Annotated in this window: 18 protein-coding genes and 2 riboswitches; of the genes, 3 read left to right on the plus strand and 15 right to left on the minus strand. The window is 39.6% G+C overall.

Annotated features, from left to right (window positions below; translation table 11 throughout):
- Positions 1-8: 8 nt before the first annotated feature.
- The 3 genes from J2S07_RS06590 to J2S07_RS06600 all read right to left on the minus strand — a co-directional run bounded on the left by J2S07_RS06590 (position 9) and on the right by J2S07_RS06600 (position 3,250).
- Complete coding sequence (locus J2S07_RS06590; protein ID WP_307149621.1) at positions 9-1,379, minus strand: amino acid permease; 1,371 nt, start codon at positions 1,377-1,379, stop codon at positions 9-11.
- An 87-nt stretch (positions 1,380-1,466) separates the two neighbouring features.
- Positions 1,467-2,054, minus strand: a complete 588-nt coding sequence (locus J2S07_RS06595) for a YkoP family protein (protein WP_307149622.1) — start codon at positions 2,052-2,054, stop codon at positions 1,467-1,469.
- Positions 2,055-2,167: 113 nt separating this feature from the next.
- Positions 2,168-3,250 carry a glycoside hydrolase domain-containing protein gene (locus tag J2S07_RS06600; protein WP_307149623.1) on the minus strand — a complete coding sequence of 361 codons (1,083 nt, stop codon included), beginning with the start codon at positions 3,248-3,250 and terminating at the stop codon, positions 2,168-2,170.
- 163 nt (positions 3,251-3,413) lie between these two features.
- Positions 3,414-3,514: riboswitch (purine riboswitch) on the plus strand.
- An 86-nt stretch (positions 3,515-3,600) separates the two neighbouring features.
- Here J2S07_RS06600 and J2S07_RS06605 point away from each other — a divergent pair.
- A complete protein-coding gene (locus J2S07_RS06605) occupies positions 3,601-4,893 on the plus strand; it encodes an NCS2 family permease (RefSeq protein ID WP_307149624.1) in 1,293 nt (430 codons plus the stop codon).
- Between the two features lie 69 nt (positions 4,894-4,962).
- Here J2S07_RS06605 and J2S07_RS06610 read toward each other — a convergent pair whose 3' ends face one another.
- From J2S07_RS06610 to J2S07_RS06625, 4 genes are all read right to left on the minus strand, one after another.
- Positions 4,963-6,015, minus strand: a complete 1,053-nt coding sequence (locus J2S07_RS06610; protein WP_307149625.1) for a zinc-dependent alcohol dehydrogenase family protein — start codon at positions 6,013-6,015, stop codon at positions 4,963-4,965.
- Between the two features lie 139 nt (positions 6,016-6,154).
- Entirely contained in the window at positions 6,155-6,376 is a 222-nt protein-coding gene (locus J2S07_RS06615; RefSeq protein WP_307149626.1) for a hypothetical protein, read from the minus strand.
- A 233-nt stretch (positions 6,377-6,609) separates the two neighbouring features.
- Positions 6,610-6,987 (minus strand): hypothetical protein, encoded by a 378-nt coding sequence (locus J2S07_RS06620; RefSeq protein WP_307149627.1) that lies wholly within the window; start codon positions 6,985-6,987, stop codon positions 6,610-6,612.
- Between the two features lie 229 nt (positions 6,988-7,216).
- Positions 7,217-7,417, minus strand: a complete 201-nt coding sequence (locus J2S07_RS06625; RefSeq protein ID WP_307149628.1) for a cold-shock protein — start codon at positions 7,415-7,417, stop codon at positions 7,217-7,219.
- 304 nt (positions 7,418-7,721) lie between these two features.
- Here J2S07_RS06625 and J2S07_RS06630 point away from each other — a divergent pair, with 304 nt between their 5' ends.
- The gene (locus J2S07_RS06630) at positions 7,722-8,345 is read left to right on the plus strand and encodes a LysE family transporter (protein WP_307149629.1); all 624 of its coding nucleotides are present in this window, start codon (positions 7,722-7,724) and stop codon (positions 8,343-8,345) included.
- 31 nt (positions 8,346-8,376) lie between these two features.
- Positions 8,377-8,682 carry a DUF6509 family protein gene (locus J2S07_RS06635; protein ID WP_307149630.1) on the plus strand — a complete coding sequence of 102 codons (306 nt, stop codon included), beginning with the start codon at positions 8,377-8,379 and terminating at the stop codon, positions 8,680-8,682.
- Positions 8,683-8,757: 75 nt separating this feature from the next.
- Here the strand turns inward: J2S07_RS06635 and J2S07_RS06640 are convergent, their stop codons facing one another.
- The 8 genes from J2S07_RS06640 to ku form a co-directional block, all read right to left on the minus strand.
- Positions 8,758-8,958 carry a cold-shock protein gene (locus tag J2S07_RS06640; RefSeq protein ID WP_307149631.1) on the minus strand — a complete coding sequence of 67 codons (201 nt, stop codon included), beginning with the start codon at positions 8,956-8,958 and terminating at the stop codon, positions 8,758-8,760.
- Between the two features lie 120 nt (positions 8,959-9,078).
- The gene (locus J2S07_RS06645) at positions 9,079-9,915 is read right to left on the minus strand and encodes a bifunctional 5,10-methylenetetrahydrofolate dehydrogenase/5,10-methenyltetrahydrofolate cyclohydrolase (RefSeq protein ID WP_307149632.1); all 837 of its coding nucleotides are present in this window, start codon (positions 9,913-9,915) and stop codon (positions 9,079-9,081) included.
- 27 nt (positions 9,916-9,942) lie between these two features.
- Positions 9,943-10,026: riboswitch (ZMP/ZTP riboswitch) on the minus strand.
- Between the two features lie 490 nt (positions 10,027-10,516).
- Complete coding sequence (locus J2S07_RS06650) at positions 10,517-12,181, minus strand: glycerol-3-phosphate dehydrogenase/oxidase (protein WP_307149633.1); 1,665 nt, start codon at positions 12,179-12,181, stop codon at positions 10,517-10,519.
- Between the two features lie 197 nt (positions 12,182-12,378).
- A complete protein-coding gene (gene glpK / locus J2S07_RS06655; protein ID WP_307149634.1) occupies positions 12,379-13,869 on the minus strand; it encodes a glycerol kinase GlpK in 1,491 nt (496 codons plus the stop codon).
- 48 nt (positions 13,870-13,917) lie between these two features.
- Positions 13,918-14,715: an MIP/aquaporin family protein gene (locus J2S07_RS06660; RefSeq protein WP_307149635.1), complete on the minus strand. Its 798-nt coding sequence runs from the start codon at positions 14,713-14,715 to the stop codon at positions 13,918-13,920.
- Between the two features lie 167 nt (positions 14,716-14,882).
- Positions 14,883-15,431 (minus strand): glycerol-3-phosphate responsive antiterminator, encoded by a 549-nt coding sequence (locus tag J2S07_RS06665; RefSeq protein WP_307149636.1) that lies wholly within the window; start codon positions 15,429-15,431, stop codon positions 14,883-14,885.
- Positions 15,432-15,435: 4 nt separating this feature from the next.
- Entirely contained in the window at positions 15,436-16,386 is a 951-nt protein-coding gene (locus tag J2S07_RS06670; RefSeq protein WP_307149637.1) for a ketopantoate reductase family protein, read from the minus strand.
- 85 nt (positions 16,387-16,471) lie between these two features.
- A complete protein-coding gene (gene ku, locus J2S07_RS06675; RefSeq protein ID WP_307149638.1) occupies positions 16,472-17,302 on the minus strand; it encodes a non-homologous end joining protein Ku in 831 nt (276 codons plus the stop codon).
- Positions 17,303-17,336: the final 34 nt, after the last annotated feature.

Genomic DNA, 17,336 nt, shown 5'->3' on the forward strand with positions numbered 1-17,336 from the left:
CGTTTTGACTAATTAGTGCTCTCATTTTTATGTTTTCTTTTCTTCTTAAGATGCATGAAGAAAAGGACAACAAGGACAAGGACTACAAATAAAATACTGATAAAAAAACCCGGTCTACTTGATCCATGGGTCAATGTCCCGCTTATAGCAACCAAAATCAACGCCATCCCAGTAAATCGTTTTACATGATCAAATCCAGTTGCTTCTATAAGTCTCGGAAAAGAGATAAGGATAAAGAGCCAGTTATATAAAAGCATTAATCCTGCAGCAGTCGTGATATACTCATACACACTGTCTGGCATGGCAAATGATAGGATAATGGAAGTAACAAGCCCACAAATCGTTAGTCCCAATGCAAAGGGAGGTACTTTCCATTTCCCTTGTCGCGAAAAAAACCTCGGTGCATCTCCATCCTTGGATAATGTGACAAGCATGCTCGTCACAGCAAACAATGATGCAGTCATGGTGGAGAAACCTGCGATAATAATGCCTCCATTAAAAACATGCGGAAAAAACCCAATTTTATAACGTTCGAGAGCACTCTTAAAAGGGCTTTCATCCGAACTAAATTGATCGACTGAAACCAATCCAGTAGCAAAGGTTAAGGAAATAAGATAAACGATAACCAACATCATCAGCATGATGGCCCCTGATTTTTGCGTATCTTCTCTATTTCTTAAACGAGGTGCCATGATCCCCATGATTTCAATCCCACCGAATGCATAGAAACCATATATAAGTGAAGACCATAAGCCCATCATTCCTTTTGGGAAGAACTTATCCATTGTATTCGGAATGGTGAAATCCTTGCTGCTTCCTCCAAATAATCCAAAGAGAACAGCTACAGCCAAAATAATAAACATCAAAATAGCCGCTATCTTAATGACGGCAAATATATTTTGGGCACGTTCAAAGCCTTTTGTTCCAATAATAACAACAATGACTCCAAGAATCGCATAGCCCACTGCAAATATCCATAACGGAACATCGGGAAACCAAAACCTTGAGAGGATCGACAAAGCTGTTAACTGACTTCCTGTGATTAACATTTCAGAAAACCAGTATACCCAGCCACTGCTAAAGCCTGCCCAGTCCCCATATGCTTTCTTTGCATAGGACCGGAAAGCTCCCTGCTGCGGGTCTCTTTCAGCCATTTTCATCAAGGCATCTGAAACGATATACGTCCCAAGCCATGCAAGAAGAAACGAGATTAGGATGGAAGGGCCTGTCATCTTTATCCCTAGGCCAGAACCAAGAAAATAGCCTGTCCCAATAATACAGCCAACCCCAATTAGAGACAGCTGCCACCAAGATAATTTATCCTTATTCTCTTTGTCCTTTGTTCCCCCAAAATCCGCTGCCCGTGCAGGTATCTCCATTACTAAATCCCTCCAAACGTCAGGTCCAATTTATTATTAGCCAAGAAGGATTTATTATGTAATAGCCTTGGCAGTAGAAAACTGGTTCTACACACCGTCATGGTACCTATTATTTTGTCTAGTTCCTCTATACATCTGAATGAGCTTACTTTTCGACATAAATAAATAAGTCGGCCTTGTTACCTTTACGATTCTTAAGATATTAGCTCCTCTATGGGAAAGGACCCCGATCGGTAGAAAAGCAAAAATTTTGAACCATCGATAAAAGGGATTGAGAATATCCACAATTTCAAACCCGAGACGCTCGCAGCCTTTATTCAGTGAAGTAATTCCAACAATTCCTTTGACATTCGAGGCAGAAAAATGCTCCTGAATGAAATGTTCCACACCTGGCAGGGAGTTTTGAACATGTCGATAGATCATTTTTGCCTTCCTAAGCTCACTCTCGATATTCATCAGCTCCATTAACAAGCGTACATTATGAAGATGAATCTTAACTAAAGTATCATTCTTTTGTATCATTGTTCCATCCGAAAGAGTGATTGCTCTCCCTTTATATTTGGTGAGTCGAATTCGGAAAATGTTATCACCTGATGATGTAACATAAGTAAGGCGTGAACAGGAATAATAAAAGGGATCAAGCCAATTCCAAATAGACAGAATAAATGCTTTCATTCATCCAAATCTCCCTCTAGTTATCGATGATGTCCTATCTGTATTTTCTTATTATTGAATGGTTTCTATCCTAATAATTAAGAAACAAAAAAGATGGATTTCCATCCACCTGCCTACCATAAAACATCCATTATTTTTCCTTTGAATAGATTTGTATCGATGTTACATGCTTTCGCATCAATTCCATATTGCCAGCCAGTCACGAGGGAATTCTTTGGTGCTTCCGGCTGATATTGTGGTGCATTGGCTTCTGAAGTGATTCCAACATTTGGTGCCGCAGTCCAAATATAAGTGTTTTCGAGAATATTCTTATCTTTTGCAGCTGCTTCCTCAAAGGCTTTATATAGATTTCGCTTTGCATCAAAGACCCCGTATAGCCCTGACTCATAGCTTGAAGTGGCCATCGTCTCGGACCAGCCCCTAATAAACTCGGAATCTACTGGATAGCTTGGCTCAATGTCGGCAAAAATAGACACTCCTTCAGGAATTCCTAACTCTTTTGCTTTCTTAATTGCCTCCTGAGCCTCTTTCTTTCCGTTTTCATACCCTGTTGCATCTGTAAAATGGTTCCAAATGACGAGAATTTTAATCTCGTTCGAGTGGAGTAGATTAACCTCATCCTTTGTCAGTCCTACTGAAACACCTTCCTTGTCCCCAAGATATCTTCCCCACACCTTTGGAGTCCCAAAGTTTTCTCTTACACAGGAAATCATTTCCGAAGTTGTAAGGCTAGCAGAGTCAACTCCCCAAACGACTTCATCATCGTTTAAGGAGTCTTCATTCTTACCATCTGTGTTATTTTTTGAATCCTCTTTTGGCTTATCCTTACTACCGCTTGATTCTTTTCCCTCAATATTATTGTCGATTTGGTTCGACACATTTACATCTACATTCACTTCAATGTTATTGTTAATATGATTATCGACATTACTGTTGTCGCCGTTCTTTACATTGTTGTTTATCGAATTTTTGACATCTGTATTGTCTCCATTGATATTATTTTGCACGTTGTTTGTAACAGCACTATCTCCATTTTTTCCGCTTACGTCACTTTTTTCATTCCCGTTCTCACTAGCAGACACCTTATTCGGCTCTGTTTCGATTTGTTTGGATTGTAAGAATGAAACAGAAAAGATGGATATGAAAATAACAAACAAAGTTGTTACAAAAATGGATACGAGCCTGCCCTTTTCCATTTACAGCCCTCCTTGTCTTTTCAACGCATTTTATGCAACAAGACAAGCCTTTGATTGGGCTTGTGAAAAATTGGCAGTTTTTCATTCTATAGAAAAAAACTAAATCTACTGACTATTTCTGATCGTATTGACGTCTTTTATTGAACTTGTTACGATTTTAAATAATATATTCATATAATATCCTTGTATAAGTTCAAGAATATGGCTTGAACGTCTCTACCAGCTACCTTAAATAGCTTGTCTACGAGGTTTAGAAAATGCGATGCTTTCCTATTCCTTCTGTAGACTTTGACGTTTAGTCAAAGTTTTTTTTCGTTTCAGGACATTATATTAACAGGAGGAATTTACGCATGGAGAAATTTTTTCAGTTTAAAGAAAGAAATACTTCATACAAAAAAGAAACATTAGCAGGACTCACTACGTTTCTTTCTATGGCCTATATTTTAGTGGTAAATCCAATGATTCTCAGTCAATCAGGAATGGATAAGGGAGCCGTCTTTACCGCTACCGCTCTTTCCGCTATAGTTGGATCATTATTGATTGGCCTCTTAGCCAATTATCCAGTTGGGATTGCACCAAGCATGGGGTTAAATTCCTTTTTCACCTTTTCCGTATGTATGGGTATGGGAATCCAGTGGCAGGTAGCCTTAACTGGTGTCTTTATAGCTAGCATTATTTTCGTGATTCTCAGTCTTATGAAAATTCGTGAGAAAATTATTAATGTCATCCCTGAGGATCTTAAGCATGCAATCGCAGCAGGTATTGGATTTTTCGTTGCCTTTATCGGCTTGAAAAATGCTGGAATTATCGTTTCCAATCCTGACACCGCTGTTGGGATCGGAGACTTGACCTCCCCTTTAACAGGTCTCGCCGTGTTAGGATTTGTTCTATCTTTTATTCTGATGACAATGGGGGTTCATGCAGGTATTTTTATCGGAATGGTCATTACAACAATCATTGGCATGATCTTCGGTCTAATTGATATCCCAAACGCTGTCGTTGGAACAATTCCTAGCCTTGAGCCGACATTTGGAGTAGTTTTCTCACATCTTGATGAAATCTTCTCCCCCAATGTATTGGCAGTCATTTTTATTTTTCTATTTGTGGCATTTTTTGACACTGCTGGAGCACTTATTGCCGTTGCAAGTCAAGCAGGACTATTGAAAAATAATCAAATTCCAAACGCTGGTCGGGCATTATTAGCTGACTCTACGTCAGGTGTAGTTGGAGCTGTATTAGGAACTTCCACTACTGCTTCTATGGTTGAGTCAAGTGCAGGAGTTGCTGTTGGTGGTCGAACGGGCTTCACGTCTATTGTGATATCCATTTGTTTTGCCCTTTCGCTCTTTTTCTCCCCGATACTTTCCGTGATTATTCCGGAAGTGACGGCCCCAGCCATCATTATCGTTGGTGCTTTGATGGCGATGGAAATGGGGAAAATTAATTGGACACGCTTGGAGGTAGTTGTTCCATCCTTTGTTACGATCATCATGATGCCACTTACGGCAAGCGTAGCAACCGGAATCGCCCTTGGCTTTATTCTTTATCCGCTGGCATTAGTCGCTCAGAAGCGTCATAAAGAGATCCATCCAATTATGTACATCCTTTGCCTGTTATTCCTAGCCTACTTCATCTTCGTATAAACACGAAAAGAGAAAGAGGGACACATCTCTTTCTCTTTTCATTTTCCTGAAAGGAAAAATAGCAAAAGCTTATTTGAATTTTGTGATGACATTAAATCCATATGTTCTAAAATTAGTCATGTCATTTAATACATCATTGACATCATCCAATGAAACCTCTTTCGATACAAGGGATCTTGGGTTAAGTTTCCCTTGAGCGATTAATGCTAAAAGGCCATCGTATTCTGTTCTTGGGTTGCCAAGGCTCCCTACAATTTCTAACTCCTGGGCCGTTACTGCATCAATCGGAAGACCGACGATCCCTGCCTCATTATGGGTTGTTAAACCGATCTGGACATGACGTCCACCTTTACGTAAGGAAAGAACTGAGTTTAAAATTGTTTCTTGAATTCCAAGTGCCTCAATTGATGCATGGGCTCCACCCTTTGTAATCTGCTTGACCGCCTCAACGACGTTTTCGTTACGAGCATTAATCGTCGCAACAGCTCCTTCTTTTCGCGCCATTTCAAGCTTAGCATCATCCACATCAACTGCAATTACTTGAGCTCCAACTGCATTGCCGACCTGTATTGATGACAGGCCAACTCCCCCTGTTCCATGGACAACGAGCCAATCGCCGGGCTGCAAATTGGCTCGGACCACACCATGATAACCGGTCATATACCGACATCCAATCGCTGCAGCAGTTACGAAATCTACTTCGTCAGGAAGTTTGACAAGATTGAAATCACCGTTAGGAATTTTTACATATTCAGCATAGGCTCCGTCATAAGCAAAGCCATAGATTTGCAGATTATCACAGCGATTGGAATGCCCGCTCTGACAATTTGAACAATGGGAACAGCCTTCATGGAACGGCGTTGTTACCCGATCACCTGGACGGAAATTCTTCACCTCTGCACCTACAGCTTCTACGACCCCACCCATTTCATGCCCAGGAATAATAGGCAATACAGGACTTAATCCCAGCCATTCCCAGTCTCCCATCCATGCATGCCAATCACTTCTACAAATGCCACTCGCTTCAACCTTAACAATCACATCATGTGGACCTGGAGTTGGATCTGGAACATTTCCAATCTTTAAAGGTTTTCTTTGTTCAATAATTTGAGCTGCTCTCATTCATCTCTTCCCCCCTCTTATTAGTGGAATTCTCCCCCTATTTATAGTATTAGTCCGAGCACTAGGAAATGCTTATTGACCGCTAAAAAATAAAAAAACACCAAATAAAAAATTCGGTGTTTTCAACATGTAGTAATATTTATATTGATGATTTTTCTTGGGTCACTTCTCTATTATTATGCCACTCTTTAATATGCGTAAAAATAGAGAATAAGAAGAAGAAATTCATTGCCCACACACTAATAAAAGGGGCCATCCCGCCAAAATCAATTGTACTGTATCCCTTCAAGAGCATAACAATATACGATTCAATAAAGATAAGAACAAATCCACCAATGCCTGCAATTGTTGTTCGAATCAAGCTTTTCTCCTCCCTAGTTTTTTAACGATCTATATTTCATTCACAAAAATGTAACATTTATTTGAATGAAATGTGAATTTTAGAAAACATTCAAGAAATACAAAGACGATTATGATAATATTATTGGCTATATTTTGAATTATAGTACTGTTATAAATGTTTTACAATAAAAAAGAATCGGAATTCTCATTAAAAGAGGGAGCAATGATGTTTGCTCCCTGCCTTTTCGTCCTTTATCGCTGACCGCCTGTTCCGTTTCTCATCGTCCCATCACGACCATTTGTCCCTGGGGCAATGCCATTCGCTCCACGATTGTTATCAATGATATCCGTGTTAAAATCATCGTCGAAGAGGTCATTATTGTTGCGGTTATTTCTATTGTTAAATAGGCCCCTGTCATTGTCTCGATCATATCGGACCGGATTAACGCCGTCGTTAAAGTTACCGCGGTTATTATCTAACAGATCGTTATTATCTGGACGATCATATCGCACAGGTCGAAAGTTCACCCCGTCATCATCGTTCAGATTATTATTCCCTGTTCCACATGCTCCTAAGAACCCTAGTGACAATGTCGCTGATAACGCAGTTAGAAATAATCTTTTTTTCATTTATCTATTCCCCCTGCTTTTTATTGTTCCTTTTCACAATCAAGAGCATTAGTGAGAGATTATCCTTCTCTCTCGTATAGATTGATAAAAAAACAAACATTTTATGTACCTCCACTTCTGATTTTATTTACCATAAATAGAGGATGCCTTATCTGAGAACATTAAGAAATAAACGGTTTTGTTCAAAAAAAAAACACTATTCATTCAAATAGTGTTAAGAAGAAAGATATTAAAAATGATTACTTGGATTATTAATTACCTCAAGCACTCGCGTAGTTTCTTCCATCTCGCCATGGCAAATAGGGCATGTTGGGTTGGGACTGCTCTTAAAGTTGTCACGAATCCAACAGTTGCAATTATCTGCTTTACAAACCCAAATCTTTGTCTCCTCCGTAACTACTTCCTCTTGATTCCTCCTACCAAAACCCATTCCCTCTCACTCCCAATAGTTATATATTCATTATCTTCCAGCACCTGACATAATAAAAAAAGTCACAAACTATAAAAAGTAAAAAAGGATAACTTTTTATAATAAGTGAATTTCTTTCATTATGCAATACCTAATATAAGAATAACATAATTTTTTCAAAATGTATAGCTAAGTCTGCATCTCCCCTCATAAGAAAGACAAAAGAATAGCTAGCTTCATTAGAATTCTTGTCGTACAAGCAAAATCTCCTGAATAGAATGTGTACAAGTGTCATACTCCTTACCACTATTTCAGGAGGTATTCTATGGGGATTTATTTTAGCTATATTTTTTTAGGATTATCGCTTGCTGCTCCAATCGGTCCAGTAAATGCAGCACAGATGGATCGGGGGATCAAACACGGATTTCTAAACGCCTGGATATTGGGACTCGGCTCTGTTTCAGCGGATATTATTTACATGCTTGCTGTGTTCTTGGGGTTTGCGCAGTTTATTGAAATTCCAATTATTAAGGCCTTTTTGTGGTTATTCGGCTTTTTTGTTTTAATTTACACTGGGATAGAAAGCCTACAAGGCTTAGGAAAATTCCAGCTTTCCAATTTAAGGGAGAGAGAGTCATTATCCAAATCCTTTCTAACAGGATTTCTGATGTCTATCTCAAATCCATTGACCATCCTCTTTTGGTTAGGAATATACGGCTCTGTCCTAGCTAAGACAGCTTCGCTCTATGATTCAGAGCAGCTATTTGTATACAGCAGCGCCATTATTGTCGGGCTTGTCCTTTGGGATTTCACAATGGCATTTGTTGCAAGTGGAGCGAGAAGATTATTGACAACAAAGTTTCTGACTGTCATCACCCTCATATCATCTTTGTCATTAATAGGATTTGGTCTATACTTCGGATTTGAAGCCTACAAGCTATTATTTTAGAAGCATGTAGGTTAAAATAGGAGAAGTTCTATTGAATGAAAGGATGGACAATATGGAAATTATCAATCATTCTGTTGAAAAAATAGAGGATCCATTTGGCATATTATCTGGAAGCCGGTATGAGTTTTTCCTACAAATTGAGGTTCCTGAGGAGGATGAGCTTTTTTCAGAAAATGGGCTTAAAATAAGAGTTTTGTTCGCTGTGGATGAAAGCGGACCTCATATTTCTCACTACCACATTATGGAGAATAAAACAGAAAAGGTTCTTGATTTCGAGCTAGAAGATGATGAAGTTCAGCTGATCGAGAACTACTGTAAAGAACATATAGAGGAATAAGAGGAGATCACTTCATTATTTTTGCTCATATAAAAGGAGTCCCTCTAATTTTGGGGACTCCATCATATTATACTGTTATGACTTTGTGACATTAACAGCCTGCGGCCCGCGTTGACCTTCTTCAATATCGAAAGTAACCTCTTGACCTTCTTCTAGGGTCTTGAACCCTTCGCCTCCGATGGCCGAGTAATGAACAAATACATCATCTCCGCCTTCAACCTCGATAAAACCAAAACCTTTTTCTGCGTTGAACCATTTTACTTTACCAGTTGCCATTCATAATCCTCCTAGAATTTCAAAAGCGTTTAATGATACCCAATGTATCACATTTATAGTTTGCCTTAAATTATTTTTTTCAATCATTATTTTTTAAATTTTTTGTAGAAAAAAACAGGATTATCCTCTTTCAGCTGCATCAACCGTATGCTTTAACAGCATAGAAATGGTCACAGGTCCAACTCCGCCAGGTACAGGTGTGATGGCAGAAGCCTTTTTGAAGCAAGATTCATACTCGACATCCCCAATATTCCCAGGATTGTAGCCAGCATCAAGGACAACCGCCCCCTCTTTCAACCATTCTCCTTTAATAAACTCAGGTTTTCCGACTGCAGCAACAAGAATATCAGCCTGGGCAACGATTTCCGGAAGGTTTTTTGTATAAGAATGACAGGTTGTGACGGTCGCATTGGCATTTAATAAAAGGGCTGAAACAGGTTTCCCTAATATCGGGCTTCTTCCAATGACAACGGCATGCTTTCCTTCTGCTTGGATCCCATAGAAGTTCATGATTTGCATAATGGCAGCTGGCGTACATGAAGGGTAAATTCCAAAGCCTAATGCGGTTTGCCCGTAACCCCAGCTTGTCACCCCGTCAACATCCTTCTCAATTGCAATTGCTTCAAATGCTTTTCTCTCATCAATTTGCTTCGGTACAGGATGCTGGAGTAGAATCCCGTGAACAGCGGTGTCCTTATTTAGCTCTTCGATAACCTTCAGCAGCTGTTCCGTTGTGGTGTCTTCTGCAAGATGAATTCTCTTTGATTGGATTCCTAGACGCTCGCACGCATTCCCTTTCATTTTTACATATGTAGCGGAGGATGGATCTTCTCCAACTAGGATCGTTGCCAAGCAAGGTACGGTTCCCTTTTCCTTAAGAGCTTCGATTCTTGGCTTTAATTCCTCCTTCACAGCTTCCGAAACGACATTACCATCTAAAATCTGCGTTTTGCCCATGCATTTCCCTCCTGAATGGTTCTCTTTTTAATTTGCCCAGACGACCGGCTATACATAGACGCAGCTCCCTTGTGGTTCTTTCCACCTTTGTCGTCAGTCACTACGATTTTTTTGGAATTTCATTAATATTATAGCAAAAAACACATATAATTCAAAGAAATTGCGATAGAATGTTCGCTTTTAAAACATATATTAAATGCCATATTTGTAGCTTTTCCCAAATAAAAGAAGACAACAAATTTAGCTGTTGTCTCCTGAAGATACATTTGAAATCAAAGATTTTCTTGCTATCGACCTAACACAATGAAAGCCCTACCTCTCTTTCATCAATACGGTTCCTAGACCGCGCCACTTAGAATTAGGATTTACGTAAAAAGGTTTTTTGGAAAAATAGATCGGAAGTGTAGAAAAGAAGGAGATATGGAGGATTTGTACTTCTTTAAAACAAATAAAATGATCATTAACTTATTCATCACCAAAAAATAACTTCAAATGAACCAAAATATTATTATAACACACCCTAGATATTTGTCAATTTACTTTTGAAAAAAGTAAGGTATTCTGGTCTCATGAAAGACCGATACCTTACTTTCAATAAAAACTAGTTTTGTTCGTCAAAAGGAATTGTTGCATCTAGAATGGCTGCTTCAAGCTCCTGTGTATACTGGTCTTTTGTTTCGTTACTCCAAGAAAAATAATCACTCATATACTTTATGACTTGTTCCTTATGCGTCTTCACCGCAGAAATATCGAATAGAATCGCTCCTGTACGTCGATTTAAGAAATCGATCGGGGTAGCTACCATTTCATGCTCTAATGCATATTGAAGCTTCGCATAAAGGGTAATCGGTAATTGATATTCCTTAGCAGTCTCTGCACCTTTTTCTGCGATATCAAATACATGTTGAACATTTGATCCGTATCTTAAAGCCAGTTGAGCTGCTTCCTCTTTTGTTAGCCCTTTGCCTTGACCAGCTTTTGTTTGGTCATTAACGAACTGGTCAAATTTTTCAGCACCACCGACATCTCCACCAGAAATTGGCAGATGTCTTGTTTGACAATCCTTGAGATTTAAGTTGTATTCTGCCTTCAATTTTTTCGCAAGTAAATCTGTAATGGTTTCGGCCATTTTCCGATAGCCGGTTAATTTACCACCAGCAATGGTGATCAAGCCTGATTGGGATTCCCAAATTTCATCCTTACGGGATATTTCTGATGGGTCCTTTCCTTCTTCCCAAATTAATGGACGTACCCCTGCCCAACTGGATTCAATATCATCCTTTGTTATGTTCATATCTGGGAACATGTAATTGATTGCTTTAATAAGGTAATCTCGATCAGCTGAGCCCATTTTCGGAGTGGCTGCATCCTCATCAAAAAATGTGTCTGTCGTTCCCACATACGCTTTTCCCTCTCTCGGAATAGCGAAGACCATGCGGCCGTCTGGCGTGTCGAAATATACAGCCTGCCTTAATGGGAATCTCGATTGATCGATGACCACATGGACGCCTTTCGTTAGCCTTAATACTTTACCTGATTTTGAATGATCCTTTTCCCGAATCCGATCAACCCAAGGACCAGTGGCATTGACAATCTTTTTGGCACGTACTTCGTATCTTTCTCCAGTCAATTGGTCAACTACTTGAACCCCTACAATTTTACCATTGTCATAAATTAATTCATCGACCTTCGAATAATTGAGAGCAACGGCACCCTTTTCTACGGCTGCTTTCATCACCTCAATCGTGAGACGAGCATCATCTGTACGGTATTCAACATATACACCGCCACCCTTTAGGTTTTCCTTCTTAACAAGCGGCTCTCTCTTTAATGTTTCTTCAGGTGAAAGCATCGTTCTTCTTTCATTTCTCTTAACGCCGGCCAACGTGTCATATACACTTAATCCAATCGAGGTCGTAAATTTTCCAAAACTGCCACCCTTATGAAAGGGAAGGAGCATCCATTCAGGGGTTGTTACATGTGGTCCATTTTCGTAGACAATCGCCCTTTCTCTTCCCGTTTCAGCAACGATCTTTACTTCAAATTGTTTGAGGTAGCGAAGCCCACCATGTACAAGCTTTGTAGAACGGCTAGACGTTCCTGCTGCAAAATCCTGCATTTCGACAAGCCCGATTTTCATCCCGCGGGTGGTAGCATCCAAAGCAATACCTGCTCCCGTAATTCCCCCACCAATAACAAGGACATCAAATTCCTCTGACTTTAACTGTTCGATCATTTTCTCTCTATTTTTATTTGTAAAATTCATATGTGTTTTCTCCTTTTGCAATATAGATATAGTTTTTGTCAAAAGAAAAAAAAATAACCACAAAAAGCATCATCAAGGACGACGATGTTTTGTGGTTATTCTCATATCTCCTACCTACTTATTAACTTAAGGTTATTTTAACATAAATTAAGGTAGATGCAAACTTTTTCACTCAACTAAAATCCTTTTTTTAAAGTTTACTTAAAAGCCATCGTAGCCTTTACAGCTTTTTTCCAGCCATCATATAATTCCTCGCGGGATTTATCATCCATTTGAGGCGTAAACGTCTTATCAATTGCCCACTGCTTCGCAATCTCTTCTTCACTTTCCCAATAGCCGACTGCTAATCCTGCTAAATAAGCGGCGCCTAAAGCTGTTGTTTCACTGACTTGTGGTCTTTCAACTGGAACATTTAAGATATCTCCCTGGAAGCCCATGAGGAAGTTATTCTTAACTGCTCCTCCATCTACACGTAGTGTTTTAAGCTGGATACCTGAATCTGCCTCCATCGCAGAAAGAACATCTTTTGTTTGATAGGCAAGGGATTCTAATGTAGCACGGATGAAATGCTCCTTTGTGGTACCTCTTGTTAATCCAAACACTGAACCGCGTACATCACTATCCCAGTAAGGAGTACCAAGTCCTACAAATGCAGGTACTACATACACTCCTTCTGTAGAATCTACCCTTGTGGCGTATGCTTCACTTTCCTTCGCATCCTTGAACATTCTTAAGCCATCACGGAGCCATTGTATAGCTGAGCCTGCCACAAAAATACTTCCTTCAAGGGCATATTCCACTTTGCCATCTAGTCCCCATGCAATTGTCGTAAGAAGGCCATTTTCAGATTTAACTGCTTTCTCCCCTGTATTCATCAGCATAAAGCAGCCAGTTCCATACGTATTCTTAGCCATTCCTTCTTGGAAGCAGGCCTGACCAAATAGCGCTGCTTGCTGGTCGCCAGCTGCTCCTGCAATCGGAATTTCTTGACCAAAGAAGTGATGTGGAATCGTTTTTGCATACACTTCAGAGGATGGGCGTACTTCTGGAAGCATCGAAGCAGGCACTGTTAAAATATCAAGAAGCTCTTGATCCCATTTTAATTCATGAATATTATACATAAGCGTACGTGACGCATTGGAATAATCCGTTACATGGGCTTTGCCACCTGATAATTTCCAAATTAACCAAGTATCAATTGTTCCAAAAAGGAGCTTGCCTTGTTCAGCCTTTTCCCTTGCACCTTCCACATGATCAAGAATCCATTTTACCTTCGTACCTGAGAAATACGCATCAATAAGGAGACCTGTTTTCTCACGGAAAAGATCGTTATAGCCTTTTTCTTTTAGCTCTTCACAAATATCACTTGTTTGTCTAGACTGCCAAACGATAGCATTATAGATTGGTTTTTCCGTCTCTTTATCCCAAACAACTGCCGTTTCACGCTGATTTGTAATCCCGATTCCAGCAATTTGCTCAGGTTTAACATTTGATTCCGATAAAACGCTTGCAATCACGGATAAAATAGATCCCCAAATTTCATTGGCATTATGCTCAACCCAGCCTGGCTTAGGAAAGTACTGTGTGAACTCCTTTTGAGCAATGTGCACAATTTCCCCTTTTTGGTTAAAAAGAATCGCTCTTGAACTAGTTGTGCCTTGATCTAAAGATAAAATATATTTTTCCATGATGAATCCTCCTCTTTATTTTTTATTACTTATCATATCATTTATCTTTTAATAAGCTTGCTTCTTACTCATAGCAAAAGCAGCTAAAAGAAATACTAATGACACAGCCACTACAATCCAGAATGAACTAGTAAGACTTCCAACAAATAGTGCTTTATATATTACCGCTCCCAAAGCTCCTCCTAAGATTGGTCCTACAACCGGAATCCAAGCATAGCCCCAGTTAGAGCTTCCTTTACCTGGAATAGGCAAAATAAAATGCGCAATTCTTGGGCCTAAGTCACGGGCTGGGTTAATCGCATAACCTGTTGTACCACCAAGTGACATCCCGATGGCTACGATCAATAGTCCCACTGCAATCGGATTTAACCCTTCGGTAAATTTGTTCGCTCCAATAAATAATAGTCCAAGTACTAGAATAAAAGTACCAATCATTTCACTCAATAGATTTGAAAAAGTATGTGGAATTGCTGGACCAGTTGCAAACACTCCCAACTTCGTTCCTGGGTCCTTTGTACCTTTCCAATGGGGTAAATAATGAAGAAATACGATAGTTGCTCCAAGAATGGCACCGATCATTTGTGCGAAAATATAACCTGGTACATCTACCCAAGGAAAGCTTCCATCAATTGCTAAAGCAATAGTGACAGCGGGATTCAAATGAGCTCCACTAATAGAGCCAACGGCAAAAACTCCCATCGTAACCGCTAGGCCCCATGCGATGGTGACCACAATCCACCCAGAATTATTTGAATAAGAGCCTTTTAAGGAATTTCCTGCTCCAATCCCAGCCCCAAAAACAATCAAAATCATTGTGCCAATCAATTCTCCCATAAATGGTGTCATAGCTTTTCTCTCCTCTTCTATGATTGTTAAAAAAATCGATAAAAAAAGGGAGAATACAACAGATCAACTCTTAATGTTTAATCCGTGTGATTCTCCCAATTCATATCACTTATTATTAACTTAGTGCTAGTATATATTCGTATGTAAACGTTGTCAACAACTTTTTTTTAGTTCTTCTCGTCCTCCCAAAGCTCAGTCTTTGAGGTTGTAATGGCCGTTGCTCCTGCTTTGAGCGCATTCTCAACGTCCTGCCTCGTTCTTATCAGCCCACCTGCTAGAATAGGTGTGTTAAGTCTTTCCTTCACTTCCTTTATCATCCATGGCATCGCCCCTGGCAAAACCTCGATATAATCAGGTTGTGTTTTTTCTATCAGTCTGTAGCTCTTTTCTAGGGCATGAGAATCCAACATAAAAACCCTTTGAACCGCAATTACTTTTTTTTGTTTCGCCTTAAGAATCACGTTGGATTTGGTCGAAATAATTCCATAAGGCTTATATTCCTGACAAATATACTCAGTCGCAAAATCATCGTTTTTGATCCCATGAATCATATCTATATGATAGATCATTTTTTTATTATGTGCCTTAGCCATTTGACTAATATTCTTCAATTGAGCAATATGCATTTCTAGAAATACTCCGTATTCAAATGGACTCTTTAGAAACAGTTCAAACTCCTTCATGCTACCTGACGCAGGTAATATTCTTTGATTCAACATGTCAACACCCTTGTTTCCTATTTCTTTGCTGCTGGCTTAAGAGCTGCCTTTCATAGACCTTAATATTGGCATGAATGAGCTCTAAGTAAGGCGTGCTTAACTGATGAGTCTCCGCATTTTCTAGCAAATATTTGAAAAAATGATCTGCTTCAGTTGGCAAGCCCTTCTCCATATCACGCTGCATGGACGACTTCATTTCATACTTCATATCTTTTATCTTACTCATCTGCTCATCAATCAATTCTGTTCCAACAGGTGCACCCATTTTCTCCATTACCGTAAAAACCTCTAGTAGTACTTTCTCCACTACTCGGTATGCTCCCTCCACCTCTCGAATGGGGCCAATTGGGGCTCTCATCAAGGTTGTGACTCCAGACAGAACGGCAATGAACATATATTTATTCCACATTTCAGCAAGAATGTTCTCACTGTAAATAAAGCTTGCCTTTGTATTAGAGAATGATTCTTTCAGCCGCATGATTCGCTCTGTTTCCAACCCGCTTCTTTCCCCAAACACCAAATTATGTATTGGGCTTGTTTGAACAATTTTCCCATGTTCCGCTAAGGTTGTTTCGATGAAACAAAGCCCACCGAGTATATGATGGTCCCCAAATTCGCTAATCAATAAATCGAGATGGGAGATTCCATTCAATAAAGGCAGGATCATCGTTTCTTCGGAAACAAATGGTCTAATATCCTCTATTGCAGCTTCAAGATGGTAAGCCTTTGTGGACAATAGAATGACATCGTATTTCTCCTCATTCTCGAGCCTAGTGACTAATTTAGGAGCAAATTTCATTCCACCATGAACGCTTTCTATAATCAGTCCGTGTTCTTCAATTTGCTTTTTTCGATTTTCTCTTACTAGGAAAGTAATGTCCTCACCTTTTTCCAGTAATCGTCCGCCAAAATATCCTCCAACTGCCCCAGCGCCAACAACAAGTATTTTCAACCTCTTCCCTTCCTTCCCTTTTTTCCATAGTTTATCATAAAAAATTTGGTATAGTACATCAGACTATACCAAATGATTCTCACCTTTATGCTTCTTTCTTAGTTTTTGCCTTCGTCGTTCGTTTTTTGGCAGCTGGCTTTACTGGCTTTGTCCGATCTATTGATGCTTGAAGTGCGGCCATAAGGTCCGTGACATTGGACTTCTTCTCTTTTTCCGTTGGAGTGACGACCTCTTTTCCTGTCCGCTTGGATTCAATTAAATCGAGCAATGCATTTCGATAATCATCTGTATATTTTTCTGCCTCAAACTCGGTCGTTAGCTGGTCAATTAAGAGGATTGCTGTATCCAATTCCTTCTTCGTAACCTTTTCCTCCATCGGTACATTGGGGACGTCCCCAGAGGCACGCACTTCATCAGGATAGTGAATCGTTTCCATCACAAGGGTATTTTCATACACGCGAATGACTGCGAGCTGTTCCTTTGAACGGATGATAATTTTCGCTAACCCAACCTTCTCAGACTCCTGTAACGCTTTTCTTAAAAGTGAGTATGCCTTTGCCCCACCTTCTCCTGGAGACATATAATAGCTGCGGTCGTAATAGATAGGATCAATTTCCTGCATTTTGACAAAATCGATAATTTCTACTGCCTTATCTTCATTTTTCTTTTTCAAGCTTTCTAAATCCTCATCTTCTAGAACAACAAATTTTCCTTTTGCGTATTCATAGGCCCTGACAATATCTTCATTCTTGATTTCCACTTCACAAACGGGACAGACCTTTTCATATTTAATCGGTGAATGGCATTCCTTGTGTAAGCTCCGTAGCTTAATATCCTTATCCTCGGTCGCAGAATGAAGCTTAATGGGAATATTGACAAGACCAAAGCTGATACTACCCTTCCAAATCGTATGCATAAAGAGTTCTCCCTCACTTTTAAGATTAGTTTGT

The sequence above is a fragment of the Anoxybacillus andreesenii genome (genome assembly GCF_030813005.1).
In the GTDB taxonomy this organism is placed as follows: domain Bacteria; phylum Bacillota; class Bacilli; order Bacillales; family Cytobacillaceae; genus Robertmurraya; species Robertmurraya andreesenii.